Source organism: Pseudonocardia asaccharolytica DSM 44247 = NBRC 16224, from assembly GCF_000423625.1.
In the GTDB taxonomy this organism is placed as follows: domain Bacteria; phylum Actinomycetota; class Actinomycetes; order Mycobacteriales; family Pseudonocardiaceae; genus Pseudonocardia; species Pseudonocardia asaccharolytica.
On record NZ_AUII01000001.1, the window covers coordinates 1 to 24,745 of the forward strand.

Sequence of the window (24,745 nt, forward strand, 5' to 3'; positions counted from 1 at the left end):
CCGGTGCTGGTTGTACGACTTCGGGTTGCGGTTGGACGAGGCGACCCGCCGCGGGCTGGCCGGGCGGGAGGCGGCCGGGGTGGCGGCCGGGTTCTGCGCGGCGTTTCGGGCGGCCTGGGCGGGGGCGGCGGAGTCGGATCGGTTCAGCGCGCTGGTGCTGCGGGCCGGGCTGGACTGGCGGGAGGCGGCGCTGCTGCGCGCCTACGGGCGCTACGCCCGCCAGCTGGGGAGCCGGTTCGGGCTGGGGTATGTGGCCGAGGTGCTGGCCGCGCACCCGGGGATCGCCCGCGGGCTGGTCGGGTTGTTCCGGGCCCGGTGCGACCCCGCGGTCGCGGACCGTGCCGCGGTCGTGGACGCCGCGCTCGCCGAGGTCGGGGCGCTGATCGACGCCGTCGTCGGGCTCGACGCCGACCGCATCCTGCGGGGGTACCTCGCCCTGATCACCGCGACACTACGCACCAATTGGTTCCGCGGGCGCGAGTTCTTCTCGTTCAAGATCAACCCGGCTGCGGTGCCGGACATGCCCGCGCCCCGGCCGCGGTTCGAGATCTTCGTCTACGCGCCGCGGGTGGAGGGGGTGCACCTGCGGTTCGGGCCGATCGCGCGGGGCGGGCTGCGCTGGTCGGACCGGCCGGCCGACTACCGCACCGAGATCCTGGGGCTGGTCAAGGCGCAGGCGGTGAAGAACGCGGTGATCGTGCCGGTGGGCGCCAAGGGCGGGTTCGTGGTGCGCGCGCCCGCGCCGGGGCCCGAGGAGGTCAAGGCCGGCTACCGCAGCTTCATCGCGGGCCTGCTGGAGGTCACCGACAACCTGGTGGACGGCACGACCGTGCCGCCGCCGGACGTGGTGCGCCACGACGGCGACGACCCCTACCTGGTCGTCGCGGCCGACAAGGGCACCGCCCGGTTCTCCGATCTGGCCAACGCGGTGGCCGCGTCCTACCGGTTCTGGCTGGGCGACGCGTTCGCCTCCGGCGGCTCGGTCGGCTACGACCACAAGGCCATGGGGATCACCGCCCGCGGCGCCTGGGAGAGCGTGCGGCGGCACTTCGCCGAGCTCGGCGTCGACACCCAGAGCCAGGAGTTCACCGTCGTCGGCATCGGGGACATGTCCGGTGACGTGTTCGGCAACGGCATGCTGCGCTCGCGGCACATCCGGCTGCTCGCCGCGTTCGACCACCGCCACGTGTTCCTCGACCCGGACCCGGACCCGGCGACGAGCTACGCCGAGCGGGCCCGGCTGTTCGGGCTGCCGGGCTCGTCGTGGGACGACTACGACCGGGCGCTGATCAGTGCCGGCGGTGGGGTGTGGCCGCGCACGGTCAAAACGGTGCCGCTGGCCCCGGCGGCGCGGGCGGTGTTGGGGCTGGACCCGGACGTGGAGGCGCTCAGCCCGCCGGAGCTGATCGCCGCGATCCTGGCCGCCCCGGTGGATCTGCTGTGGAACGGGGGGATCGGCACCTACGTCAAGGCCGGTACCGAGACCCACGCCGCGGTCGGGGACAAGGCCAACGACGCCGTCCGCGCCGACGCCCGCGACCTGCGGGTCAAGGTCGTCGCCGAGGGCGGCAACCTCGGTTTCACCCCGCGCGGGCGGATCGAGTTCGCCCGCCGCGGCGGGAAGATCAACACCGATGCGATCGACAACTCCGCCGGGGTGGACTGCTCCGACCACGAGGTCAACCTCAAGGTCCTGCTCGACCGCCTCGTCGCGACCGGCCAGCTCGACCGCGCGGCCCGGGACCGGCTGCTGGCCGCGATGACCGAGGAGGTGGCCGGGCTGGTGCTGGCGCACAACCGGGCCCAGAACGCGGTGTTGGGGGTGGCCCGGGCGCACACGCCGGCGATGGTGGGGGTGCACGCCCGGCTGGTCGGCGAGCTCGTCGCCCGGCGCGGGCTCGACCGCGAGCTGGAGGCGCTGCCCGACCCGGCCGGGTTCGCCGCGCTGGCAGCCGCCGGCCACGGCCTGACCGGCCCGGAGCTGGCCACCCTGCTCGCGCATGTCAAGCTCGACCTCACCGCCCGGATCCTCGAGACCGAGCTGCCCGACGCGGCGGCGTTCGCCCCCCGGCTGGCCGAGTACTTCCCGCGCCCGGTGCGCGACCGGTTCGGTGCCGCGCTGGCCGGCCATCCGTTGCGCCGCGAGATCCTGACCACCCTGCTGGTCAACGAGATGGTCGACGGCGGCGGGCTCAGCTACGCGTTCCGGCTGGGCGAGGAGCTGGCCACCGACGCCGCCGACGCGGCGCGCGCCTACGCCGTGACCACCGCGGTGTTCGAGCTACCCGGGCTGTGGGCGACGGCCCGGTCCGCCGACATCCCCACCGCGCTGGCGGACCGGATCGTGCTGGAGTCGCGCCGGCTGCTCGACCGGGCCTCCCGCTGGTTTCTCACCAACCGCCCCCAACCACTCGCCGTCAACGCCGAGATCACGCGCTTCGCGACGGCCGTCGCCGAGTTGCGCAAACAGCTGCCCGAACTGCTCCGAGGCCGGGAGCGCGATGCCGTTGAGGCGCATGCCGAGGAGCTCGCCGCCGACGGCGCTCCTCCGGAGCTGGCCCGGCAGGCGGCGCAGCTGGTGTACAGCTACGGGCTGCTCGACGTCATCGACGTGGCCGAGCTGTCCGAACGCGACCGGGAACCGCGGGAGGCCCGCGAGGTCGCCGCGCTGTACTACGCACTCTCCGAGCATCTGGGCATCGACCTGGCGCTCACGTCCGTCACGGCCCTGGAGCGCGGGGACCGCTGGCACCAGCTCGCCCGGCTCGCGCTGCGCGACGATCTGTACGGCTCGCTGCGCGCGATCACCCTCGATGCGCTGCGGGAGACCGCGCCCGGCACACCCACGGTGGAGACGATCGGGCAGTGGGAGCGGGCGAACACCTCCCGGCTGCTGCGGGCGCGGGCGGCGCTGCAGGAGATCGGCACGGGCGGACAGCTGGACCTCGCCACGCTCTCGGTGGTGTCCCGGCAGCTGCGCGGGCTGGCCCGCTGACCTGGGCGTCCCTCGTGGTTCGAGAGGGTGTCCGGTGTGGCTCGCTACGTCGCACGGGTCCCGCTGCGCTGGACCGACCAGGACTCCTTCGGCCACCTCAACCAAGCCCGCGCGGTGACGTTGCTGGAGGAGGCCCGGATCGGGCTGTTCTTCGACCGAGGCCTTGGCCGCGGGCGTGACGAGCTTCGCCGCCGGGATCGTCGTGGCCGTCGGTGCGCGTACCCGGATGGCACTCTTCGATCTTGTCGCGCAGCGGCCCCGCCGCATCACCGCCGAGGAGCGCGCGTTCCTCGGCCGTTGGGCAGAGGCATGATGACGGCATGATGACCGCGACGGCCCTGCGCCTTGCCGACACCGTCGAGCGCGACGACCTCGGTGCCTTCACCGCGCGGGCGGTGCGGCTGGACCCGACCGCGCAGGTGCGGTTGCGGAGCGCGGGCGAGCGGGTGACAGCCTGGGCCTCGACCCCCTTCGACGTGCTGGCCACCCGATCGGTCCGGGGCACCATGAAACCCGAGGACGTGACGGTGCCGGGGTCGGCGCTGCTCACGGCGTTGGCGGTGGAGCGCGCCGAGACGATCGACCCAGGCCCGAGCGGCGGCCCGTGGCAGCCGTCGTTCCCGCCCGACGAGGGTTGGTCGATCGTCGGCGACGTCCCCGCGGCCGAGCTGGAGCGGCTCACCGAGCGCGGGCTGGCCTTGGCTCGTGAACACGCGGGCCCGCTCGGTCCGCCGACATCGCTACTGGACCAGACGGTGCTCACGGTGCAGGGCGAGTCCGGGCCCGCGGTGAAGGTACCGACGCGCTGCCTGTTCGCGCTGTCCGGGATGGGATTCCTCGGCGCCGCCGAGACCTGCGCACCGGAGCTGGTCCGGGTCTCCGCGACCCCGTCCTGGCTGCGTCTCGACGCGCGCTATGGCGCCGTGGTGCGCCGCCGGATCACGGCGCTGCCGCTCATGCCGCTCCGTAACCCGTGAGTGCGTAACAGTGTTCGAACACTGTTACGCACTCACGGGTTACGCTAGCCAAGCGGCGGTATTCGGGGGGAGCAGGCCGTCGGGGGCGAGCGGGCCGCTGGTCAGCAGCACGTCGCCGGGGGGCAGCGGGACCGGCGACTCGGAGGCGTTGAGCGCGCACACCAGCGTGCTGCCCGGTCGGCGGAAGGCCAGGCAACCCGGTGGGGCGCCGTACCATTCGAGACCGCTGTGGTTCGTGGCGAACCCGGCGTGGCTGTGCCGCAACTCCAGCGCGCGCCGGAACATCGACAACGTCGAGTCGGCGTCCTCCAGCTGGGCCGCGGCGGTCAGCTCGGACCAGCCGTCGGGCATCGGCAGCCACGGCTTGCCTTCGCTGAACCCGTATCCGGGTGGGCCGCCCTCCCACGGCACCGGCACCCGGTAGCCGTCGCGACCGCGCTCGGTATGCCCCGAGCGCTCCCACACCGGATCCTGCAGGGCCCAGCCGGGCAGATCGACGTCGGGCAGCCCGAGCTCCTCGCCGTTGTAGAGGTAGACGACGCCGGGCAGCGCGAGGGTCACCAGCGCCATCGCCCGGGCCCTGGCCAACCCCACCGCGCCCCCGCCGAAGCGGGTGACCGGCCGGGAGACGTCGTGATTGGACAGCGTCCACGTCGGACGGGCCCCGACCGATTCGACGGCCACGATCGAATGCTCGATCGCCGTGCGCACCGCGGTGGCGTCGAACGGGGTCTGCAGCAGCCGGAAGTTGAAGCCGAGATGCAGCTCGTCTGGGCGCACATAGCGGGCGAACCGCTCGTCGTCGTACACCCAGACCTCGCCGATCGCCATCCGCCCCGGGTAGTGATCGAGCACCGCGCGAATCATCCGGTGCACGTCGTGGACACCGTCGTCGTCGAAGCGGGGGTCGTCGGTGGTGTCGCCGAGCAGCCGGGCCTGTGCTCCGTCATCGTCGGGCAGCCCCTCGGGCTTCGCCATGCCGTGTGCGACATCGATGCGGAATCCGTCGACGCCGCGGTCGCACCAGAACCGCAGGGTCTTCTCCAGATCGGCCCAGACCTCGGGATTGGTCCAGTTCAGGTCCGGCTGCTCGGCGGCGAACAGGTGCAGGTACCACTCCCCGCCGGAACCGTCCGCACCCGACAGCCGGGTCCACGCGGGTCCGCCGAACACGCTCTGCCAGTTGTTCGGCGGTTCGGCGCCGTCCGGGCCGCGGCCTGGCCGGAAGTGGTAGCGCGCCCGCTCCGGGCTATCGGGGGCGGAGTCGAACGCCGCCCGGAACCATTCGTGCTCGCTGGAGGTGTGGTTGGGCACCAGATCGATGGTCACCCGGATCCCGTGCCGGTGCGCCTCGTCGACCAGTGCGTCGAACGCCGCCAGATCGCCGAACGTCGGGTCGACGTCGCGTGGATCGGCCACGTCGTAGCCGTGGTCGGCCATCGGGGACGGGTAGAACGGCGTCAGCCACACCGCGTCGACGCCGAGCAGCTCGAGATAGCCGAGCCGGCTGCGGACCCCGTCGAGATCACCGACGCCGTCGGCGTCGGAGTCACAGAAGCTGCGGACGTAGACCTGGTAGATCACCGCATCCCGCCACCACTCCACGGGAGGCCATCCTGCCATCCGCGGCACGGATCCTCAGAAGTCGGAATTGACCATGCTGGCCGCGGCGTAGGTCAGGTAGTTCCACAGCTGATCGCGGTGCGCCGGGTCCAGCCCCGCCTCGTCGATGGCGATCCGCATGCAGCGCAACCAGGCGTCGCGCTCGATCGGCCCGATCCGGAACGGGACGTGGCGCATCCGCAGCCGGGGATGCCCGCGCCGCTCGGAGTAGGTGCGCGGCCCGCCCCAGTACTGCTCGAGAAACATCCGCAGCCGGTCCTCGGCCGGGCTCAGGTCCTCCTCCGGGTAGAGCGGGCGGAGCACCTCGTCCTCGGCAACCTGCTCGTAGAACCGCGAGACGATCTTGGCGAAGACCGGCGCGCCGCCCACCTCGGCGTAGAAGTTCTGCGGGCTGCTCACGCCGGCTCCTCGCGGATGTTCGTGGTCGGGACTCGCCCGACCGCCGTGCCGGACGAGGAACTCACGTGCGTGTTCATACCCCCACTATCCCTTGCCCACACCCTTGTCGGCGGCGGGGGACTGCGGATCCAACATCGGCAGATGACTCAGTGGGCGGGGCACGCCCGCCTCGTCGAAGGCGTCGGTGATGGCGGCGTTGAGCGCCCGCTGTACCGCGAACTGCTGGCCGGGGTTGACCCGGACCGTCAGCCGCAGGACGACGCCCTCGGTGGTGACCTTGTCGACGCCGAGTACCTGCGGCGGCTCGAGCACGTCATCGGCCACGTCCTCCTGCTGCAGGCGTTCGGTCACGGTGCGCGCGGCGAGCTCGGTGGCCTGCGCGGTGTCGGCGGTATGCGCGAGCGGCACGTCGACCACGGCGACGGCGTAGCCCTGGCTCATGTTCCCGACCCGCAGGATCTCGCCGTTGCGCACGTACCAGACGGTGCCCTTGATGTCGCGCATCGTCGTGATCCGCAACCCGATCGCCTCGACCGTGCCGCTGATCCCGCCGAGGTCGACGACGTCGCCGACCCCGTACTGGTCCTCCAGCAGCATGAACATGCCGGACAGGAAGTCGCGCACGAGGTTCTGCGCGCCGAAGCCGACCGCGACGCCGACGATCCCGGCCGAGGCCAGGATCGGCCCGACCGCCACCCCGAACTCGCCGAGCACCATCGTCGCGGCGACGAGCAGCACGACCGCCGAGGTGATCGAGCGAAGCACCGAGCCGATCGTGCGGGCCCGCTGGGTGCGGCGCTGGGAGGCCGCCGGCGTGCCGGCCCCGCGCAGCCGCGCGGGCGCCCTGCGCAGCAGGGCGCGGGAGACCCGGCCGTTGGTGGCGCCCTCGATCAGCCGGGTGATCGCGCGGTGGATGAGCCAGCGAACCGCCAGCGCGACGATGATGATGAGCACGATCGCCGAGCCCTTGCTCATGATCGCGTCGGCGGACGTTGCCAGGAAGTCGTTGTTCGTCCACCGGTAGAAGCTGGCGCACCAGGTGCCGGGTTCGTTGACGCAGGAGGGCTGCATCGGCAGCAGCCCCGGAGGAGCGGGAATGATATCCATGATCAGCGCAGCTCCAGTCCGACATGAGCGGCGAGGAAGGACAGCTGGTCGACGGTCAGGCCGACGGTCCGGGAGACCGAGCGGCCGCCGTGCCCGACGTCGGTCTCCCGACGCAGCAGAACCGGGCGGCCGGCGATGTCGCCGGTCGTCGCGAACTGGAGAGCGGCACACGTCTTGCGGGCGTGCACCGGATCGACGCGGGTATCGGACTCGAACACGGTGAACAACACCGCCGGGTACCGGGTGCCCGGCCGGACGTGATGGTAGGGGGAGTAGGACAGCAACCAGCCGAGCTCCATCGGGTCGGCCGCCGTGCCGTACTCGTCGTTCCAGGTCCGGCCCAGCGCGAACTCCTCGTAGCGCACCATGTCCAGCAGCGGTGCGGAGCAGACGACCGCGCGGTAGCGCTCCGGCCGCTGCACCAGCGCGGCGCCGACGAGCAGGCCGCCGTTCGAGCCGCCCATGAGCGCGAGCTGCCCGGCGGTCGTGGTGCCGCCGTCGATCAACGCCGCCGCGGCGGCGTGCAGGTCGTCGAAAACGTTCTGCTTGTTGCCGCGGTTGCCGGCGAGGTGCCACGCCTCGCCCTCCTCGCCGCCGCCACGCAGCGACACCAGGGCGAACGCCCCGCCCGCCGCCACCCAGGCCAACGCCGCCGGGGTGTAGGCCGGTTCGCGGCTGATCCCGAACCCGCCGTAGCCGGTGACCAGCGCCGGGACCGGTCGCGCTGGCGCCTTCCCGACTGTGTCCCCGCCCGGGGTGAGGACGAACATCCGCACCGTGGTGCCGTCCGCGGAGCTGAACGCGCGCTGCTCGGTGCGTGCCGGGGGCACCTCGACGGCGCCTGGTGCTGCGGTCTCGAGCCGGGTTGCGTTCAGGGCGAGGTCGAAGCGCTGCACCTGCGGCGGGGTGACGAGGTCGGTCCAGCCGATCCAGACGCGTCCGCGCTGGTCGGGGGTGTCGCGGTCGGCGGTGCTCAACCCGGTGAGCGATCCGGTGCCGGGAAGGGGGATGCTGCCGCGCGGGGCGCCGTCGGCCGCGCTGTGCAGCGCCAGCTCGGCCACCGCGTGCCGGGACCGGGCCAGCACGAGCAGCGCAGCTCCCCCGTCCGCGGGTTCCAGCCAGCGCACGCCGTCCAGCACGGAGCCCGGATCCTCGGCGACCAGCTCGCGCCAGTGCTCGCGCTGCGGGGTGCGCGGGTCGGCCACGCACAGCCGCCAGCGCGGGGCGCTGTCGGTGGTGCGCAGGTAGAGCCGCCCGTCGCGCTCGACCCATGCGGTCGCCTGCACGTCGTCGGTCCGGGTCAGCACCGGGGTGAGCGGGCCGATCTTGCCGTCGGCCAGCTCGGCGAGCCAGAGGCTGTCGCGACGCGCGGTGCCGACGTTCGCGGTCACGACGAGCCAGCGGCCGTCGCGGGAGACCCGCACGCCGTAGTAGGTGTGCTCGTCGTAGAGCCCGGGGCCGTCGACGAGCTCGTCGCCGGCGGGATCGGCGCCGACGCGGTGCCGCCAGACGCGGCGGTGGAAGTCCTCCTCGCCGGCGGGCACCTCGCCCGGGGCGACCTTGCGCACGAAGAACAGCTCCTCGCCGCCGGGCAGCCAGGCGATATCGGAGTAGCGGCAGCGATCGATCGGGCCGTCGACCGGCTCGCCTGTCGCGACGTCGAGCACATGCAGGACCGACTGCTCGTCCCCGCCCCGGGAGATCTGGTAGGCCAGCAGCGTTCCCTCCAGGCTGGGTACCCAGGCGTCCAGCGTGGTCAGCCCGGTCGGATCGAGCTCGACGGGGTCGAGCAGCACCCGTTCACGGACCCCGCCCGCGCCGTCGGCCTCGCGGACCAGCACGGCGGCATGCTCCTGGTCGGGCCTGCGGCGGGCGAAGAACGCCCGACCCGCCCGCCACAGCGGCGCCGACACCGAACCCGACGACAGCAGCGCCCGCACCGTCTCGGTGAGCTCCGCGCGGCCGGGTAGCGCGTCGAGATGCTCGCGGGCGAGGCGGTCCTGCGCGGCGGACCAGGCGCGGGTGCGCGGGTCGTCGGGGTCCTCGAGCCACCGGTAGGGGTCGGCGACGTCGTGGCCGTGCAGCCGTTCGACCAGATCGAGACGCTCGGCCTCGGGGTAGATGGGGTGCGGGTGCGCGGCGGTGCTCGGCGGTCCGGTTTTCTCACTGCGCTCGCTCACGCGCGAGAAGATTACGGGACGGTCTCGGCCCGCGTGCCGACCGCTTCTGACCAGGTCGGACGCGGAGGAGGTGGGTGGCCGGGCTGAATACCGGGCGGCCGGAGTCGGCGCCGGATCCCGGCCGTGGCCGGTTCGGCGGTTCCGAATTTTATATCGTGCTACGATATAAAGTGCGGCTCGCCTCCGGACCGTGCTCCGGGATCTCGCGGTGGCGCGCCGTCCGGCCCGAACGGAGCGGGAACGCGGAGGGCATGATGATCGTCTCCTGGGTCCTGGTCACCGTCGTGGCACTCGGCCTGGTCGCGGCCGGCGTGCGCATCGTCCAGGAGTTCGAACGCGGGGTGGTCTTCCGGTTCGGCCGGGTCCGCCGCGAGACCCGCGGCCCCGGTCTCGCCCTGATCGTGCCGTTCGTCGACCGGCTGCAGAAGGTCAACCTGCAGATCGTCACGCTGCCGGTGCCCGCCCAGGACGGGATCACCCGCGACAACGTCACAGTCCGCATCGATGCCGTGATCTACTACCGCGTCGTCGACCCGGTGCGGGTGATCGTCGACGTCCAGGACTACGACGCCGCCATCCTCCAGGTCGCGCAGGCCTCGCTGCGGTCGATCATCGGCAAGAGCGAGCTGGACGACCTGCTGTCCAACCGGGAACGGCTCAACCAGGGCCTCGAACTGATGATCGACAGCCCGGCCGTGGGATGGGGCGTGCACATCGACCGCGTCGAGATCAAGGACGTGGTGCTGCCCGAGACGATGAAACGCTCGATGTCGCGGCAGGCCGAGGCGGAACGCGAACGCCGCTCCCGGGTGATCACCGCCGACGGCGAGCTACAGGCGTCCGCGCAGCTCGCGCGGGCCGCCGAGGTGATGGCTCGGCATCCGGCCGCGCTCCAGCTGCGCCTGCTGCAGACCGTCGTCGAGGTCGCCGCTGAGAAGAACTCCACCCTCGTGCTGCCGTTCCCGGTCGAGCTGCTGCGCTTCCTCGAACGCTCCACGCCTGCCGAGGGTGACGCGCGCCCGGCGGCCGGCGTCGCGACCACGGCTCCGGCGGACGGGCGAACGACATCCGGTGCGGGGACGGACGGGGGCCGACCGGCCGGGGACGGCGGCCCGGTCCCGGCCGTCGTGGTCGAGCGATGAGCCGCCGGAGCCGGGGCAACGACGCCCAGAGGCGACCCATCCCCGTCGTGGTCGGTGTCGACGCCGAGGCCACGACCGGCGACGCCGTGGCATGGGCGGCGGCCGAGGCGGCCGCCCGGCACTGCCCGCTGCGCCTCGTCCACGCCCTGCGCTGGACGCTCAGCGCGGGTCCCTTCGGCCTCGCCCTGCCGTCGGAGAACCTGTCCCTGGCCCAGGAGGCCGCCGAGCGACTGCTGGCCACCACGCTCGCCCGGACCCGCGAGGTCGTCTCCGACCTGTGCGTGTCGACGCGGCTGCTGCCCTGGCCGCTCGCCCGCACCCTGCTCGAGGAGAGCCGGCACGCCCAACTGCTGGTCCTGGGGGGTCGCTTCGACGGCACCGGCGAGCGGCGGACCCGGTCGGCCGCGGGCCGGATCGCCGCGGCCGCCGCCTGCCCGGTGGCCGTCGTCCGCGCGTTCGGGGACGTGCGTTCCGCCCGCTCGGCGCCCCGCGTGGTGGTGGGCGTCGACGGGTCCACCTCGGCCACCGACGCGCTGCGGTTCGCGTTCCACGCGGCCGCGCAACGCGGGGTCCCGCTCGTCGCGGTGCACGTGCGAGCACCGCGCGGGCCCGCCGACCTCGCCGCGGCCCGCGGCGTCCGGGCCGCCACCGAGGCCGCCGCACGCCGGACGCTGCAGAGCGCGCTCGCCCGCTGGCGGGACGAGTTCGCCGAGGTCCCCCTCATCGCCTGGGCCGGCTGCGGCGACCCCGCTCAGGCCCTGGTCGAGGAGTCCCGCGGCGCCGCCCTGACCGTCATCGGCAGCCGGAGCCGCGGGCGCTTGCACACGACGCTCGGCCCCGTCGCCCGCGCGGTCCTGCAGCGTGCCCGCGGTCCGATCGCCATCGTCCGGCACGACCGCCGTCCCGCGGTGCCGCGGCGGTCCTCCGCCCCCGCCCGATCAGTGTCCGAAGTGGATTCGAGGATGCCTGGCACGAGGTGAACGATGCCTGGCACGAGGTGAACAAGGAGCCACCACAGATGTCAATCACCATGGAACACTCGGGAACGACCGAGATCGGCTCGTCCCGGCGGCGCAAGGAGGACGCGCACCTGATCACGGGGCAGACCGTCTGGACCGACAACATCCGCCTGCCCGGGATGGTGCATCTGGCGTTCAAGCGCAGCCCGATGGCCCACGCCCGGGTCCGCGGCCTGGACGTCTCGCCCGCGCTCGGCCGGCCGGGCGTGCTCGCCGCCTACGCGGCCGCGGACCTGGCCGCCGACACCATCAACCTGCCGTGCGCCTGGCCGGTCACCCCGGACATGGTCCATCCCGACCACCATCCGCTGGCCCCCGATGAGGTGCGCCACGTCGGCGACCCGGTGGCGGTCGTCGTCGCCGCCGACCGGTTCGCCGCCGCCGACGCCGTCGAGGCGATCGAGGTCGAGTTCGACCCATTGCCGGCGGTGGTGGACATGGAAGCCGCCGTCGCCGACGGCGCGCCGCTGGTTCACGGTGACGCGGGGACGAACGCCTGCTACCGGTGGCCGTTCGCCACGGGGGACTACCAGGCGGCGAGGCGGGCCGCCGACGTGGTGGTCTCCCGCCGCTACGTCAACCAACGGCTGATCGCCTCGGCGATGGAGCCTCGTTCGGTGGTCGTGGTCCCGACGCCCGCGACCGGGGAGTTCACGGTCTACTCCGCCACCCAGGTGCCGCACATCCTGCGGCTGATGCTCTGCCAGCTCTGCGGGATCCCCGAGCACAAGCTCCGCGTCGTGGCCCCGGACGTCGGCGGCGGGTTCGGTTCCAAGCTCGACGTGTACGCCGAGGAGGTCGTCGCCCTGCTCGTCGCCCGCGAGCTGGGCGTGCCGGTGAAGTACACCGAGACGCGCAGCGAGGGCTGCCAGACGACGGTGCAGGGCCGCGACCAGATCCAGCGCATCGAGGTGGCCGCGCGGCGCGATGGGACGCTGCTCGGGCTCAAGGTCGACCTGCTGGCCGACATGGGCGCCTACCTGCAACTGGTCACGCCCGGAATCCCGGTGCTGGGGGCGTTCATGTATCCCGGCATCTACAAGATGGACGCCTACTCCTTCGACTGCACCGGCGTGTTCACCACCAAGACCCCGACCGACGCCTACCGCGGGGCCGGGCGCCCGGAGGCGACGTTCGCGATCGAGCGGGTGATGGACGATCTGGCCGCCGAACTGGGCATGGACCCGATCGAGCTGCGCCGCAAGAACTGGATCGCGCACGAGGAGTTCCCCTACACCACGATCGCCGGGCTGACCTACGACTCGGGGAACTACGAGGCTGCCACCGGCAAGGCGCTGCGGATGTTCGGCTACGACGAGCTGCGCGCCGAGCAGCGGCAACGACGCGACCGCGACGACCCGGTGCAACTGGGGATCGGGGTGTCGACCTACACCGAGATGTGCGGCCTGGCGCCCTCGCGGGTGCTCGGCTCGCTGTCCTACGGCGCCGGCGGCTGGGAGGCCGCCACGGTGCGGGTGCTGCCCACCGGCAAGGTCGAGGTCGTCACCGGGATCAGCCCGCACGGGCAGGGTCACGAGACCGGGTTCAGCCAGGTCGTGGCCGACACGCTGGGGGTGCCGTTCGAGGACATCGAGATCATCCACGGGGACACCAGGAGCGCCCCGCAGGGGATGGACACCTACGGCTCGCGCTCGCTCGTCGTCGGCGGTGTCGCGGTCTACCAGGCGGCGCGGCGCGTGCGGGACAAGGCGCGGCGGATCGCCGCGCACCTGCTGGAGGCCAACCCGGACGACGTCGAGTTCGCCGACGGAACGTTTCGGGTGAAGGGCGCGCCGGGGCCCGCGACGACCATGGCCGAGGTCGCGCTGGCCACGTTCACCGCGCACAACCTGCCCGACGGGGTCGAGCCGTCGCTGTTCGCCGAGTGCGTGTTCGACCCGGAGAACTTCTCGTTCCCGCACGGCACCCACCTGTGCGCGGCCGAGGTGGACACCGAGACCGGGCGGGTCACGATCCGCCGGTACGTGGCGGTCGACGACTGCGGCACCGTGGTCAACCCGCTGCTGGTCGAGGGGCAGGTCGTCGGCGGCATCGCCGAGGCGATCGGCCAGGCGCTCTACGAGCACGCCGTCTACGACGCCGACGGCAACCTGCTCACCGGCACCTTCGCCGACTACCTCGTGCCCGGGGCGCCCGACCTGCCGGCGATCGACACCGGGCTGACCCAGACGCCGGCCACGAGCAACCCGCTCGGGGTGAAGGGGGTGGGCGAGGCCGGCACCATCGGCGGCACCCCGTGCGTGGTCAACGCGATCGTCGACGCGCTGCGCCCCTACGACGTCACCGACGTCCCGATGCCCGCCACGCCGCAGACCGTGTGGCGGGCCATCCAGCAGGCGAAAACGGTGGGAACGCACTGAGAAAGGGTGGCCGCCCGCCCTCACACCCCTTGCGGACCGGCGGCGGGAGGGGCGGCGGCCCGGGAGCGCACATGCGCCGGAACCGGGACGCCGGGGGCGAGCCGTGGACACGGTTCGGGGGCGCCCCACATGGTGCGCAACGGCAGCACGCCCGCCCAGTACGACGGGTCGGCGACGTCGCGTTCCTCGTCGCCGGGAGGTCCGGTGCGGATCTTGACGCTGGACTCGGTGAGGTCGACGGCCAGCACGGCGGTCGCCGCCATCTCCTTGCCATCGGGCAGCCGGGCGTGGCTCCACGAGCCCGGGGCCAGGTGCTCGACGATCGCGCGCAGCCCGGCCATCCGCTCGGCCGGGTCGGTGACCAGCCGGGCGGCGCCGTGCACAACGGCGCTGCGGTAGTTCATCGAGTGGTGGAACACCGAGCGGGCGTAGACGATCCCGTCCAGCAGGGTGACGGTGACGCATACCGGGGCGCCGGCCATCGCGGCGCGTAGCGTGCCCGCCCCCGTGGAGCCGTGCAGGTAGAGCTCGTCACCGAGGCGTCCGTAGCCGGTGGGCAGCACGATCGGCGCGCCGCTCACGACCACCCCGAGGTGGCAGACCAGACCGGCATCGAGAACGGCGTGCAGGTCGGCGCGGTCGGTGCGCGCCCGGTTCTTGCCCCGTTTGAGAGTGCTGCGCTCGGTGGGGGAGAGCGATCGTTCCGAGACGGTCACACACTCAGCCTGACCCGAGAAGTGGCATCCTGGGAGAGCCAATTCGCGTCGATATCGGAGGGCCGATCGAGTGAGGGGTCCCGAGATCCCACCGATCGTTCTCGATCGCGCCGCCGCCGTGTCGCTCGGGGTCCAGCTCGCCGCGGCGCTGCGCGAGGCGGCGGCCACAGGGACGCTGCGGGCCGGCGACCGGCTCCCCTCCACCCGTGCGCTGGCCGCGACCCTCGGGATCAGCCGGACGGTGACGGCCGCGGCGTATGAGCAGCTGCTGGCCGAGGGCTGGGTCGCCGGGCGGCGGGGTTCGGGCACCTACATCACGGCCGCGCCGCCGTCCGCGCCGCCGGGCCGGACCACCCGGACCCCGTCCTCCGCCGGACCCGACGGCCTGATCGATCTGCGCGCAGGATCGCCGTGCGTCGAGGTGCTGGACCGGTCGGCCTGGCGGCGGGCCTGGCGGGCCGGGGCCGATCTCGCCCCCGATTCCGCCCCGCGGCCCGACGGCGACCCGGCGTTCCGCGCGGCGGTCGTCGAACATCTGCTTCGCCATCGCGGGCTGCCCGCCGATCCTGCCGACGTGCTCGCCACTGCGGGCAGCACCGCCGCGATCGGGGAGCTGGCGCGTACCCTGCCGCGCGGCGCCGCGGTCGCCGTCGAGGAACCGGGATACCGGCGGGCCGCCGCGGCGCTCGCGGCCGCCGGACTCGTGGTCGTCCCGGTGCGCGTGGACGGGCACGGCCTCGATGTCGAGGCGCTGCCGGTGGGCCTCGCCGCCGTGTACTGCACACCGGCCCACCAGTTCCCGCTCGGCGGGCGGCTCCCGGCCACCCGGCGGGTCGCGCTGGTCGAGCGGGCGCGCACCGAGGGTTTTCTCGTCATCGAGGACGACTACGACGGCGAGCTGCGCTACGACGTCGCGCCGCTGCCGCTGCTCGCCGCGCTCGGGCCGGACGTGGTGGTGCATCTGGGCACGGCCAGCAAGTTGCTCACCCCGACGCTGAGTGCGGGCTGGCTGGTCGCCCCGCCCGCCGTGCGCGCCGCCGTACTGGAGCACCGCGACCGCGCGGGCTCGCGCCCTTCGCCCGCCGGGCAGCGGGTGTTCGCCGCGCTGGCGGCGCACGGTGATCTCGCCCGCCACCTGCGGCGGCTGCGCCACGAACTGGCCGACCGGCGGGTCCGTGCCGTCACCGCCCTCACCGACGCCGGACGGGAGCCGCGCGGGGACGCGGCGGGCGCACACCTGGTCGTCCCGCTCCCGCATCCCGGCGCCGAGGAGGCGGCGCTGGCCGCGGCCGCCGCCCGCGGGGTGGTTCTCGACGGGCTCATCCGCCATTACGGTGGGTCAGCACCGCGCGCGGGTCTGGTGCTCGGCTACGCCGGGCCCGCGCGAGCCGATCTGGAGCAGGCCCTCACCGTCGTCGCCGACGTCCTGCGCCGTTGACCAGCTGCGGCCGTTTCCGCCGTTGCTGGTCCGGCGAACCGGATGGCCCGACAATGGTCGGCCTGGTGCAGCGATGCGGCCCGACGGAGTCGGCTGTGAGGAGGACGGCATGGGTCTGACCGGACTGTGGATCAAGACTCTGCACGACGGACTGGTCCGCGCCGACCAGGTCATCGGCATCGAGTCACACAGCACGCCCGAGCTCGCCGGGAAACCCCCACACTGGCTGTTGAACGTGGTGCTGGCGGTGCCGACAGGCTGCGGCGGCCGGCACGGCTGGGACATCACCGCGTTGCATCGCACGCTCGTACAGTCCTCGACGGAGGCCGTCGATGCGCCGGTCGAGCTGGCCAAGGTGCTGGCGCAGCTGGGGACCAGCACCGCGTGCGGGGTGGTGACGGCGTCCGAACGGAGCGGAACGGTGCGGTTCGCCTTCGAGCCGTTCGAGGTGCCGGCGCCGGTATAGCGGGCCTCCGCGCGGAGTTCCTCAGCGGTAGGGGTCGGTGATCTCCCGCAGCCGGGTGAGCGCCGCGCGTAGCTGTGCCATGCGTCGCTGCCCGAGGTGCGCGGCCCACTCGGCCTCGATCTCGGCGATGACCCTCGCCCCGATAGGGATCGTCGCGGCACCGCGCTCGGTGACGCGGACCAGCCTGGCGCGGGCATCGGTCGGGTCGGGGATCCGCTCGACGTACCTGGCGCGCTCGAGCCGGTCGACCAGGAAGCCGGCGGTCTGCTTGGTGATCTGCGCCGCCGCGGCGAGGTCGGTGAGCCGACTGCCGTTCGGGCCGATCCGCTGGAAGACCCGGGCCTGCGCCGGGGTGACGTCGCCGTAGCCCGCCTCGGCCAGCGCCGCGAACACCCGCTCCTCCAGGGCGCGGTACGGGATGTAGAGCAGTAGGCCGATGTTGAGTTCATCGGCCGGGACGTCCTCGGGCACGGCACTCCTTGACATTTCAGTCAGTGTAACTGACCATATTAGTCAGAGAAGCATACTAGATGGGGGTGTGAGGTGGAGCGCGCCAGGAGGTGGCAGGCCCTCGACGCCGAGCGGGCCGGCATCGCGGACCTGCTCGCGTCACTGACCCCGGTGGAATGGGCGCACCCGTCGCTGTGCGTCGGCTGGACCGTGCGGGAGGTCGCCGCGCACCTGACGCTGGCGCCGCGCACGAGCGTCGCGGCGGCGGCCGTCGAGTTCGTGCGGGCCCGCGGCAGCTTCGACCGGATGATCGACGCCTCGGCTCGCTGGCACGCCACCCGGGGCACCGACCAACTCGTCGCCGACCTGCGCGGGATCGTCGGCTCGCGTCGGCTCGCGCCCGGCCAGCGGCTCGCCGACGCGCTGATGGACGTGCTGGTGCACGGCCAGGACATCGCGCTGCCGCTCGGACGGCGCCGCGAGATGCCGGCCGAGGCGGCCCGCGCCTCGGCCGATCACCTGTGGCGGATCGGGTTCCCGTTCCACGCGCGCCGGCGGCTGCGCGGGTTCCGGTTGCACGCTCCCGATGTCGACTGGACCGCCGGCGAGGGAGCCGAGGTCAGCGGTCCGATCACGGCGATCCTGCCACTGCTGGCCGGACGCAGCGCGACCGTGCCACTCCTGGCAGGCGACGGCGCCGTCGAGCTCGCCGCGCGCCTGGCCCCACGGCCTCGTATCGGCCCCGGCGGCGGGTGAGGGAACGGGGCCACGGGCTACGCGCAGCGGCGGCTATCGTGGATCGGTGACCGTCGTCGAGGATCCGGTGCGCGGCGGGCGGGCTTTCGCCGCGAACCAGCCGTGGCAGCTGATCGTGACCCTCTACGGGCTCTACGCGCGGCAGAACGAGGGTTGGCTGTCCATCGCCTCGGTGGTGCGGCTGATGGCCGATCTCGGGGTCGACGGGCAAGCGGTCCGGTCATCGATCTACCGGCTCAAACGGCGCGGCCTCCTCGTCGCCGAGAAGGTCGGCGGGACCGCGGGCTACACGCTCTCGCCCACCGCCCGGCACATCCTGGCCGAGGGGGACGCCCGCATCTTCGGACGCAGGCGGGCGACGCTCGACGACGGATGGCTGCTCGTCGTCTTCTCCGTCCCGGAACCGGAGCGCGACAAGCGCCACCAGCTCCGTTCGCAGCTCACCCGGCTGGGCTTCGGCACGGTCGCGCCGGGGGTCTGGGTGGCGCCCGGCCACCTGGAGACCGAGGCGCGCGAGGTACTGGAGCGGTGGCGGCTCGGCGTGTTCGCCGAGGTCTTCCGCGCGCAGCACGTCGCGTTCCGAGACCCGCGGGAGAACGTCCGCAGCTGGTGGGACCTCGAGGCCCTGCGCCGGCTCTACACCGACTTCATCGAGCGGTACCGGCCGGTGCGGGAGCGCTGGTCGCGCGGGCCCGAGCGGGACGCGGCGCGGGCGTTCGCCGACTACGTGGAGGTCCTGACGGCCTGGCGCAGGCTACCCTACGCCGACCCCGGCCTGCCGCTGGAGCTGCTGCCGGCCGACTGGAACGGGTTGGCGGCCGAGACGCTGTTCACGGCGCTGCGCGAACGGCTGGCCGGCCCGGCGGGTGAGCACGCCCGGGCGGTGCTGATGCGGCCGGCGCGGGCATAGCGTGCGCGACGATGCCACGGTGGGGTGAGGATCGGTGGCGGATCTGCTGAGCAACCCGGGGGCTGCCCGGGCTCGGCTGCGCGAGCTGCTGCGCACCGCGTCCGACGACGCGCCGCTCGTCGCGCCCGGCGCCTACGACGCGCTGTCGGCCCGGCTCGTCGAGCAGGCCGGGTTCGCGGTCGTCTACATGACCGGTTTCGGCACCACGGCGTCGCTGATCGGTCGCCCCGACGTCGGCCTGCTCACCGCCACCGAGATGATCGACAACGCGCGACGCATCGTGGCCGCCGTCGACGTCCCGGTCATCGCCGACGCCGACACCGGCTACGGGAACGCGATCAATGTGGTGCGCACCGTGGCCGGCTACGAGCAGGCGGGGGTGGCCGGCATCCACCTCGAGGACCAGGTGACGCCGAAGCGGTGCGGACATCTGAGCGGCAAGCAGGTGATCCCCGCCGGGGAGATGGTCGGCAAGATCCGGGCGGCGGCCGCCGCCCGCCGCGACCCCGACTTCGTCCTGATCGCCCGCACGGACGCCGCGGCTGTGCACGGGCTCGACGAGGCGATCAACCGGGCGCGGGCCTACGCCGACGCGGGGGCCGACCTGCTGTTTGTCGAGGCTCCCACCAGCGAGGACGCACTCAAGACGGTGGCGTCGCAGCTGCGGGGGCTGGCGCCGCTGGTGTTCAACTGGGCCGAGGGCGGACGAACGCCGCCGTTGTCGCTGGAGCGGATCGGGGAGCTCGGGTACTCCCTCGTCCTGTTCCCGATCGGCACGCTGCTCGCGGCGACATCGGGTATCCGGGCGTTGCTGGAGACCGTGCGCCGGGACGGGACGCCGGCCGCGGCGTTGTCCGGTTTGCCGACCTTCGAGGGTTTCACCGACCTCGTCGGGCTGCCCGAGATCGGCGCACTGGAACAGCGCTTCGGGTCCTGACTCAACGGCGCCGCTACCCTCGGCGCCCATGAGCGCAGTGGATCGCAAGGTGCGGGTGGCCATCGTCTTCGGTGGCCGCAGTAGCGAGCACGCGATCTCGTGCGTCTCGGCCGGGAGTGTGCTGTCGCACCTGGACAGTGAGCGCTTCGAGATCGTCCCGGTCGGCATCACCCGGGAGGGCGCCTGGGTGCTCGGTTCCCGCGACCCGGCGCGACTGGCGATCAGCGGCCGTCGGCTGCCCGCCGTCGACGCCGCGGGCACGGCGCTCGCGCTGCCCGGCGATCCGACCCGCGGCGGGCTGGTGCGGCTCGACGCCGGCCGCCGCGGCGAAGTCTTCTCGGGCGTCGACGTCGTGTTCCCGGTCCTGCACGGCCCCTACGGCGAGGACGGCACGCTGCAGGGGCTGCTGGAGATGGCCGGCGTCCCCTACGTCGGGGCGGGTGTGCTGGCCAGCGCCGCAGGCATGGACAAGGAGTTCACCAAGAAGCTGCTCGCCGCCGAGGGCCTGCCGGTGGGCGACCGGGTTGTGCTGCGGCCCGGTGCCACCACCCTCACCGGCGCCGAGCGCGAACGGCTGGGGCTGCCGGTCTTCGTCAAGCCGGCCAGGGCCGGCTCGTCGGTGGGGATCACGAAGGTCTCTGACTGGGCTGATCTCGCCGACGCCGTCGAGGCAGCCCGGGCGCACGACCCCAAGGTGCTGGTGGAGGCCGCGATCGTCGGTCGTGAGGTCGAATGCGGGGTGCTGGAGTTCCCCGACGGCTCGGTCCGGGCCAGCGTTCCGGCCGAGATCCGGATCGTGGGGCCCGGGCCGGAGTTCTACGACTTCGAGGCGAAGTACCTCGACGACGTCTGCGAGTTCGATATCCCGGCCAAGCTCGACGACGCCGTCACCGAGCAGGTGCGCGAGCTTGCGGTCGCCGCCTTCCGGGCGCTGGACTGCCAAGGGCTCGCCCGCGTCGACTTCTTCGTGGGCCCCGACGGCGAGCTGACGATCAACGAGATCAACACGATGCCGGGCTTCACCCCGATCTCGATGTACCCCCGGATGTGGACGGTCACCGGGGTGGACTACCCGACGCTGCTCGCCACGCTGGTGGAGACGGCGCTCGCGCGGGGGACCGGGCTGCGCTGAACCCGCCCGGGGCCGGGCCGCGCTGAACCCGCCCGGGACCGGGCCGCGCTGAACCCGCCCGGCGGGCGGGCGGCCATTCTCGGGCCACTCCGGAGCCATGATCGGCAATTCGGCGGGCGCAACCGTGCTGCGCGCGGCTCGTGCCGCCCGAACGCTGATCATCACCCTGGACGGGTCCCCGCCCCGAGGCACGTGACCACCCCGCCTCGCGCCCAGAAATACCCCGCCTCGCGGGGAGGGGATCAGCGGACGGCGATCGGGGTGGCGGGCAGGGTTGCGCGGACCGCGTCCGACACCGCTTGCAGCGGACCGCTTCCGACCGAGGACGGGGCGGTGAGCACCACGTAGACCGGGCGGTCGACAGCCACGTAACTGCTCACGACCGGCTCCGGGGCGTCATCGGGGAGCTGCAGCCAGTTCACCCCGTTGATCTCGATGAGCGGCGAGGTCGGGGTGAGCTCGACGGGGCGCGGCAGCCCGCAGCGCAGCACGACGGGGCGCGGCGCAGCCACCCAGGCTCGCACCCCGGCCGGGGCCGGGGCCGACAGCGGTCGGGTCGGCAGCGGTTCATCGGCGCCCGGGAGCTCCGCCGGGACGGCGCCCAGTAACGCCGTGCACTCCGAGGTGCCCGCATCGGGTGCGTCGACCGGCGCGACGGCCAGCGGCCCGGTCTCGGCGGGAGGCGCGGTGTCGGCGCCGTCCACGCCGAGGATCCGGACGACGATCGCGATGGACGCGACCACGACGGCGAGCAGCACCGGCAGCGTGATCGCGACGATGATCGCAGGCCGGGGCCGCTCCCGACGTTCGGTACGGTTCTCGGGCGCCACCATCGGCATCAGCTCAGCTTGACGACGGGGCAGGTCAGGGTGCGGGTGATGCCGCTGACCCCCTGCACCTGGGCCACCACGAGCTGTCCGAGCTTGTCGACGTCGTCGGCCTCGGCCCGGACGACGACGTCGTATGGTCCGGTGACGTCCTCGGCGGAGATGACCCCGGGGATACCGGCGATCGAAGCGGCCACGGCGGCCGCTTTGCCGACCTCCGTCTGGACCAGGATGTAGGCGTGAACCACGGCGTGTTCCTTCCGCGTCGGGATATTCGTCGCGTCATCCGATGGCGCGGCGGTCGTGTTGGGTAGGAAAGTCGGAAGCCGAACGTACCGGAGGTGGCCGCTGTGCCTATATCGTCGAGGGCCTCATCCGGGGGACCCGAGGGGGTGAACCCCGCGATCACCCCCTCGGACACGCTTGCCGAGCTGGGCGAGTTCGGCCTGGTCGCGCGGGTCACCGCCGGTCGGTCGCATCCGCCGGGCACGCTGCTCGGCCCTGGCGACGACGCCGCGGTCGTCGCGGCGCCCGACGCCCGGGTCGTTGCCTGCACGGACGTGCTCGTCGAGGGGGTCCACTTCCGGCTGGACTGGTCCACCCCGGAACAGGCAGGCCGCAAGGCCGCGGCGGCGAACCTGGCCGATATCGCGGCGATGGGCGCGGTACCGACGGCACTGCTGGTCGGGCTGGCGTGCCCGGTCTCGACGCCGGTCGCGACCCTGGAGGGCCTCGCCGACGGGCTCTGGGCCGAGGCCAGGGCGTCGGGGATCGGCGTGGTCGGCGGGGACGTGGCGGCGTCGACGGCGCTGGTGATTTCCGTCACGGCGCTCGGCTCGCTGGAGGGCCGCGAACCCGTGACCCGCGGGGGCGCCCGCCCCGGTGACCTTGTCGCGCTGTGCGGGCGGATCGGCTGGGCCGCCGCCGGTCTGGCCGTCCTGCATCGCGGGTTCCGTTCGCCGGTGGCGGTCGTGGGGGCGCATCGGGTGCCCGAGCCGCCCTACGCCGCCGGGCCGGCCGCGGCGCTGGCCGGGGCCACCGCGATGATCGACGTCTCGGACGGGTTGCTCGCCGACCTCGGGCATGTCGCGGAGGCGTCGGGGGTGCTCGTCGACGTGCGCGGCGCCGCGCTCGAGGTGCCGATGCGGCTGCGTGAGGTGGCGTCCGCGCTGGGCACCGACCCGCTGCACTGGCTGCTCACCGGCGGCGAGGACCATGCGCTGGTCGCGACCTTCCCGCCGGGGAGCACGCTGCCGTCGGGCTGGACGGTGATCGGCACGGTCCGCGAGGGGGTCCCGGCCGTGCTCGTCGACGGCCGCCCCTACGCGGGCCCGGGGGGCTGGGACCACTTCACGCGCGGCTGACCGAGGTACTCAGCGCGCTCCCGCCGGAACAGGTCGCGCAGCAGGAGAACCTCCGCCCCGTGATGGATCGCCTCCCGGTTGATGTGCAGCACGAGCTCGGCCATGGGGCGGTCGGCCCACGGACCCTCGGCGGGCCCGACCGGGGCGGCCAGCGCGTCCGGGCCGAGGCCGCGGACACCCGCCGTCCACGCGCGATAGACCTCGTCGAGCTGGCGAAGCGCCTCGGCCGCGGTGCCCGCGTAGCCGAACGTGGGGTACTCGACCGGCGGACCGCCGAAGTGGTTGCCCACCCGGGCCCCGAAGACCCCGACGATCAGGTGCGCGAGCCGCCACGAGATCGTCGTGACCGGCGGCGGATCGGGCTCCGGGAACGCGAAGTCGATCGTGAAATCGCCGCTGCCGGCCTGCACGGGTGCGGTGGACGTTCCGCGCGGGCGCACGTTCCACGCGCCCGGCGCGGGCTCCCAGAAGTACTCCGCGTTGGTCAGGCCCTCGAACTTCGGGCGCACCTGCCCGGTCCAGTGCCGGTCGAGCTGGGTGACGAGCTGCTCGGTCCAGTCCATGCCTGCAACGCTAGAACCGGGCACCGACGGTTCCGGGTCACTTCACGTGCACGGCCGCGTCGGCGAGCGCCGCCTCGGCCTCCTCGACGACCCGGCGGACGATCTCGGCGGCGGGCAGCAGCTCGTGGATCAGCTCGACCGACTGGCCGGCGAACGGCAGGTACTCGTCGCCGCGGCCGCGGCGGATGGCGGCCAGCAGCTCGGGCCCGGCGACGGCGGGATCGACCTGTTTGGGGTGCTCCCGCAGCAGGTCGATCAGCGGGGTACGCCGCGCGCGACCCTCGGTGCGCACGCCCGGCCGGCTGTAGGGCGGAAGCAGCGCATTACCGTCGACGACCTTGACGGCGTCGAGCGCGTCGGCGGCGAGGATGCGCTGCTTCCGGTCCCGGTGCACGGATGCCTCGGTGCTGGCGAGGAACCGCGTCCCCATGCTCACTCCCTGCGCGCCGAGCGCGAGGGCGGCGGCCAGCCCGCGCCCGTCCGCGATCCCGCCCGCGGCCAGCACCGGGACGGCGCCGGCGACATCGACGACCTGCGCAACCACGACCATGGTCGACACCCAGCCGCCGTGCCCGCCCGCCTCGCTGCCCTGGGCGATGAGTACCTCGACCGCCGCCTCGGCCTGGGCCCGGTCCATCGCCGGGTCGAGCTCGGCGAGCGCGGCGGCGTGGCGCAGCGGTGTCGCCGAGCCGAGCAGCGCGACCGCGCGGGCCAGTCTGCCGGCGTCCGGGCCGAGGCGGCGCAGCACCGCCGCCGACACCGACGCCGGCCCGAGTTCCCGGACCCGGTCGGCATCGGCGCGCTCGATGTCGACCCCGTCGGCACGCAGCGCCGCGAGCAGCTCGCGCAGCAGGTACGGGTTGCCGACCCTCACCGCGTGGCAGGCCGCGACGAACTGCGGGGTGGGCGGGCCCGATCACCGCCCGGACTCCGCCCGGGGGTGAGCGGCGCGGGGCGTAGCGCGGCGTCACCCCGGGCGGCCCGCAGCGCCGCACCGCTCCCGGTCGCGGTGGGCCGGGCGGCCACCACGAGCAGCACCGTCAACCCGTCGAGCCTGCGCGCGAGATAGTTGAGAAACCGCAGGGACGCCGGATCCGCCCAGTGCGCGTCGTCGACGGCGATCAGCAGCGGGTCGCGGGCGGCGAGGTTCGCCGTCAGCCAGTACAGCCCGTGCAGCATCGGCCGTTTGAACAGCTGCAGGACGACGCCGGAGGCGAGGTCCCCTCGAGCTCGCCGCCCAGGGCGCGCAGCATCCGCAGCCCCCGGTGCCGGGCCGTCGCGACGGTCGCCGCGACCAGCTCGGTCTTGCCGATCCCGAGAGGACCTTCGACGTCGAGGACACCGCCGTGACCCGCGGCCGTCG

The 24,745-nt window shown here is 73.5% G+C and carries 24 protein-coding genes; 13 read left to right on the forward strand and 11 right to left on the reverse strand.

What is annotated here, in order from left to right; translation table 11 throughout:
• The 3 genes from G567_RS0100005 to G567_RS0100015 form a co-directional block, all read left to right on the forward strand.
• A partial coding sequence (locus tag G567_RS0100005) for an NAD-glutamate dehydrogenase domain-containing protein (protein ID WP_028928334.1) occupies nucleotides 1-2,995 on the forward strand: 2,995 nt, incomplete at its 5' end.
• Nucleotides 2,996-3,170: 175 nt separating this feature from the next.
• Nucleotides 3,171-3,308: a hypothetical protein gene (locus G567_RS36765; protein ID WP_307724177.1), complete on the forward strand. Its 138-nt coding sequence runs from the start codon at nucleotides 3,171-3,173 to the stop codon at nucleotides 3,306-3,308.
• A 7-nt stretch (nucleotides 3,309-3,315) separates the two neighbouring features.
• The gene (locus tag G567_RS0100015; protein ID WP_245585479.1) at nucleotides 3,316-3,972 is read left to right on the forward strand and encodes a DUF8185 domain-containing protein; all 657 of its coding nucleotides are present in this window, start codon (nucleotides 3,316-3,318) and stop codon (nucleotides 3,970-3,972) included.
• Between the two features lie 39 nt (nucleotides 3,973-4,011).
• Here the strand turns inward: G567_RS0100015 and G567_RS0100020 are convergent, their stop codons facing one another.
• The 4 genes from G567_RS0100020 to G567_RS0100035 form a co-directional block, all read right to left on the reverse strand.
• On the reverse strand, nucleotides 4,012-5,595 hold the full coding sequence (locus G567_RS0100020) for a glycoside hydrolase family 13 protein (RefSeq protein ID WP_037055190.1): 1,584 nt from the start codon (nucleotides 5,593-5,595) through the stop codon (nucleotides 4,012-4,014).
• A 15-nt stretch (nucleotides 5,596-5,610) separates the two neighbouring features.
• Nucleotides 5,611-5,994 (reverse strand): globin, encoded by a 384-nt coding sequence (locus G567_RS0100025; RefSeq protein ID WP_028928337.1) that lies wholly within the window; start codon nucleotides 5,992-5,994, stop codon nucleotides 5,611-5,613.
• Between the two features lie 84 nt (nucleotides 5,995-6,078).
• A complete protein-coding gene (locus G567_RS0100030; RefSeq protein ID WP_037055193.1) occupies nucleotides 6,079-7,101 on the reverse strand; it encodes a mechanosensitive ion channel family protein in 1,023 nt (340 codons plus the stop codon).
• Between the two features lie 2 nt (nucleotides 7,102-7,103).
• Entirely contained in the window at nucleotides 7,104-9,281 is a 2,178-nt protein-coding gene (locus G567_RS0100035) for a prolyl oligopeptidase family serine peptidase (protein WP_028928339.1), read from the reverse strand.
• A 254-nt stretch (nucleotides 9,282-9,535) separates the two neighbouring features.
• Between G567_RS0100035 and G567_RS25860 the strand changes: the two genes are divergently transcribed.
• Genes G567_RS25860 through G567_RS0100050 form a run of 3 tightly spaced genes read left to right on the forward strand, consistent with a single transcriptional unit; the run spans nucleotide 9,536 to nucleotide 13,823 of the window.
• Nucleotides 9,536-10,423 carry a slipin family protein gene (locus G567_RS25860; RefSeq protein ID WP_186814220.1) on the forward strand — a complete coding sequence of 296 codons (888 nt, stop codon included), beginning with the start codon at nucleotides 9,536-9,538 and terminating at the stop codon, nucleotides 10,421-10,423.
• Nucleotides 10,420-11,403, forward strand: coding sequence for a universal stress protein (locus tag G567_RS0100045; protein ID WP_084795602.1), 984 nt, complete (start codon nucleotides 10,420-10,422; stop codon nucleotides 11,401-11,403). The genes G567_RS25860 and G567_RS0100045 overlap by 4 nt, the downstream gene beginning before the upstream one ends.
• 38 nt (nucleotides 11,404-11,441) lie before the next feature.
• Nucleotides 11,442-13,823 carry a xanthine dehydrogenase family protein molybdopterin-binding subunit gene (locus tag G567_RS0100050; protein ID WP_084795701.1) on the forward strand — a complete coding sequence of 794 codons (2,382 nt, stop codon included), beginning with the start codon at nucleotides 11,442-11,444 and terminating at the stop codon, nucleotides 13,821-13,823.
• Nucleotides 13,824-13,843: 20 nt separating this feature from the next.
• On the opposite strand, the gene G567_RS0100055 is transcribed toward G567_RS0100050, so the two are convergent.
• Nucleotides 13,844-14,539, reverse strand: a complete 696-nt coding sequence (locus G567_RS0100055) for a pyridoxamine 5'-phosphate oxidase family protein (protein WP_028928342.1) — start codon at nucleotides 14,537-14,539, stop codon at nucleotides 13,844-13,846.
• A 70-nt stretch (nucleotides 14,540-14,609) separates the two neighbouring features.
• On the opposite strand from G567_RS0100055, the gene pdxR reads away from it, so the two are divergent.
• Both pdxR and G567_RS0100065 read left to right on the forward strand, forming a co-directional pair.
• Nucleotides 14,610-15,977 carry a MocR-like pyridoxine biosynthesis transcription factor PdxR gene (pdxR, locus tag G567_RS0100060; protein ID WP_028928343.1) on the forward strand — a complete coding sequence of 456 codons (1,368 nt, stop codon included), beginning with the start codon at nucleotides 14,610-14,612 and terminating at the stop codon, nucleotides 15,975-15,977.
• 109 nt (nucleotides 15,978-16,086) lie between these two features.
• The gene (locus G567_RS0100065; protein WP_028928344.1) at nucleotides 16,087-16,443 is read left to right on the forward strand and encodes a hypothetical protein; all 357 of its coding nucleotides are present in this window, start codon (nucleotides 16,087-16,089) and stop codon (nucleotides 16,441-16,443) included.
• Between the two features lie 21 nt (nucleotides 16,444-16,464).
• Here the strand turns inward: G567_RS0100065 and G567_RS0100070 are convergent, their stop codons facing one another.
• Entirely contained in the window at nucleotides 16,465-16,929 is a 465-nt protein-coding gene (locus G567_RS0100070) for a MarR family winged helix-turn-helix transcriptional regulator (protein WP_051231989.1), read from the reverse strand.
• A 57-nt stretch (nucleotides 16,930-16,986) separates the two neighbouring features.
• Between G567_RS0100070 and G567_RS0100075 the strand changes: the two genes are divergently transcribed.
• From G567_RS0100075 to G567_RS0100090, 4 genes are read left to right on the forward strand one after another with little or no spacing between them, the layout of a single operon-like run.
• Nucleotides 16,987-17,649, forward strand: coding sequence for a maleylpyruvate isomerase family mycothiol-dependent enzyme (locus tag G567_RS0100075; RefSeq protein WP_028928346.1), 663 nt, complete (start codon nucleotides 16,987-16,989; stop codon nucleotides 17,647-17,649).
• Between the two features lie 46 nt (nucleotides 17,650-17,695).
• A complete protein-coding gene (locus G567_RS0100080; RefSeq protein WP_084795604.1) occupies nucleotides 17,696-18,559 on the forward strand; it encodes a PaaX family transcriptional regulator in 864 nt (287 codons plus the stop codon).
• A gap of 34 nt (nucleotides 18,560-18,593) precedes the next feature.
• Nucleotides 18,594-19,496 carry an isocitrate lyase/PEP mutase family protein gene (locus tag G567_RS0100085; RefSeq protein WP_028928348.1) on the forward strand — a complete coding sequence of 301 codons (903 nt, stop codon included), beginning with the start codon at nucleotides 18,594-18,596 and terminating at the stop codon, nucleotides 19,494-19,496.
• A 28-nt stretch (nucleotides 19,497-19,524) separates the two neighbouring features.
• A complete protein-coding gene (locus tag G567_RS0100090; protein WP_147201146.1) occupies nucleotides 19,525-20,628 on the forward strand; it encodes a D-alanine--D-alanine ligase family protein in 1,104 nt (367 codons plus the stop codon).
• 242 nt (nucleotides 20,629-20,870) lie between these two features.
• On the opposite strand, the gene G567_RS0100095 is transcribed toward G567_RS0100090, so the two are convergent.
• Together G567_RS0100095 and G567_RS0100100 are read right to left on the reverse strand one after the other, a co-directional pair.
• Complete coding sequence (locus G567_RS0100095) at nucleotides 20,871-21,467, reverse strand: DUF3515 domain-containing protein (RefSeq protein WP_051231990.1); 597 nt, start codon at nucleotides 21,465-21,467, stop codon at nucleotides 20,871-20,873.
• Nucleotides 21,467-21,703, reverse strand: coding sequence for an Lrp/AsnC ligand binding domain-containing protein (locus tag G567_RS0100100; RefSeq protein WP_028928351.1), 237 nt, complete (start codon nucleotides 21,701-21,703; stop codon nucleotides 21,467-21,469). Before G567_RS0100100 ends, G567_RS0100095 begins: the two co-directional genes overlap by 1 nt.
• A gap of 156 nt (nucleotides 21,704-21,859) precedes the next feature.
• Between G567_RS0100100 and G567_RS0100105 the strand changes: the two genes are divergently transcribed.
• A complete protein-coding gene (locus G567_RS0100105) occupies nucleotides 21,860-22,819 on the forward strand; it encodes a thiamine-phosphate kinase (protein WP_028928352.1) in 960 nt (319 codons plus the stop codon).
• Here G567_RS0100105 and G567_RS25865 read toward each other — a convergent pair.
• The 3 genes from G567_RS25865 to G567_RS31635 are packed head-to-tail and all read right to left on the reverse strand — an operon-like array spanning nucleotide 22,777 to nucleotide 24,561.
• Complete coding sequence (locus tag G567_RS25865; RefSeq protein WP_084795606.1) at nucleotides 22,777-23,382, reverse strand: DinB family protein; 606 nt, start codon at nucleotides 23,380-23,382, stop codon at nucleotides 22,777-22,779. The genes G567_RS0100105 and G567_RS25865 overlap by 43 nt on opposite strands.
• Nucleotides 23,383-23,419: 37 nt before the next feature.
• The gene (locus G567_RS25870; RefSeq protein WP_051231991.1) at nucleotides 23,420-24,256 is read right to left on the reverse strand and encodes an NAD(P)H-dependent flavin oxidoreductase; all 837 of its coding nucleotides are present in this window, start codon (nucleotides 24,254-24,256) and stop codon (nucleotides 23,420-23,422) included.
• Nucleotides 24,253-24,561: an ATP-binding protein gene (locus G567_RS31635; protein ID WP_028928353.1), complete on the reverse strand. Its 309-nt coding sequence runs from the start codon at nucleotides 24,559-24,561 to the stop codon at nucleotides 24,253-24,255. Before G567_RS31635 ends, G567_RS25870 begins: the two co-directional genes overlap by 4 nt.
• Nucleotides 24,562-24,745 lie beyond the last annotated feature (184 nt).

Coding starts and splice junctions, on each gene's coding strand:
- G567_RS0100030 (WP_037055193.1), bottom strand. CDS start 7,101: ATGGATATCATTCCCGCTCCTCCGGGGCTGCTGCCGATGCAGCCCTCC.
- G567_RS0100015 (WP_245585479.1), top strand. CDS start 3,316: ATGATGACCGCGACGGCCCTGCGCCTTGCCGACACCGTCGAGCGCGAC.
- G567_RS0100090 (WP_147201146.1), top strand. CDS start 19,525: ATGAGCGCAGTGGATCGCAAGGTGCGGGTGGCCATCGTCTTCGGTGGC.
- G567_RS0100095 (WP_051231990.1), bottom strand. CDS start 21,467: ATGCCGATGGTGGCGCCCGAGAACCGTACCGAACGTCGGGAGCGGCCC.
- G567_RS0100065 (WP_028928344.1), top strand. CDS start 16,087: ATGGGTCTGACCGGACTGTGGATCAAGACTCTGCACGACGGACTGGTC.
- G567_RS31635 (WP_028928353.1), bottom strand. CDS start 24,561: ATGCTGCACGGGCTGTACTGGCTGACGGCGAACCTCGCCGCCCGCGAC.
- G567_RS0100045 (WP_084795602.1), top strand. CDS start 10,420: ATGAGCCGCCGGAGCCGGGGCAACGACGCCCAGAGGCGACCCATCCCC.
- G567_RS0100020 (WP_037055190.1), bottom strand. CDS start 5,595: ATGGCAGGATGGCCTCCCGTGGAGTGGTGGCGGGATGCGGTGATCTAC.
- G567_RS0100050 (WP_084795701.1), top strand. CDS start 11,442: ATGTCAATCACCATGGAACACTCGGGAACGACCGAGATCGGCTCGTCC.
- G567_RS25860 (WP_186814220.1), top strand. CDS start 9,536: ATGATCGTCTCCTGGGTCCTGGTCACCGTCGTGGCACTCGGCCTGGTC.
- G567_RS25865 (WP_084795606.1), bottom strand. CDS start 23,382: ATGGACTGGACCGAGCAGCTCGTCACCCAGCTCGACCGGCACTGGACC.
- G567_RS0100070 (WP_051231989.1), bottom strand. CDS start 16,929: ATGTCAAGGAGTGCCGTGCCCGAGGACGTCCCGGCCGATGAACTCAAC.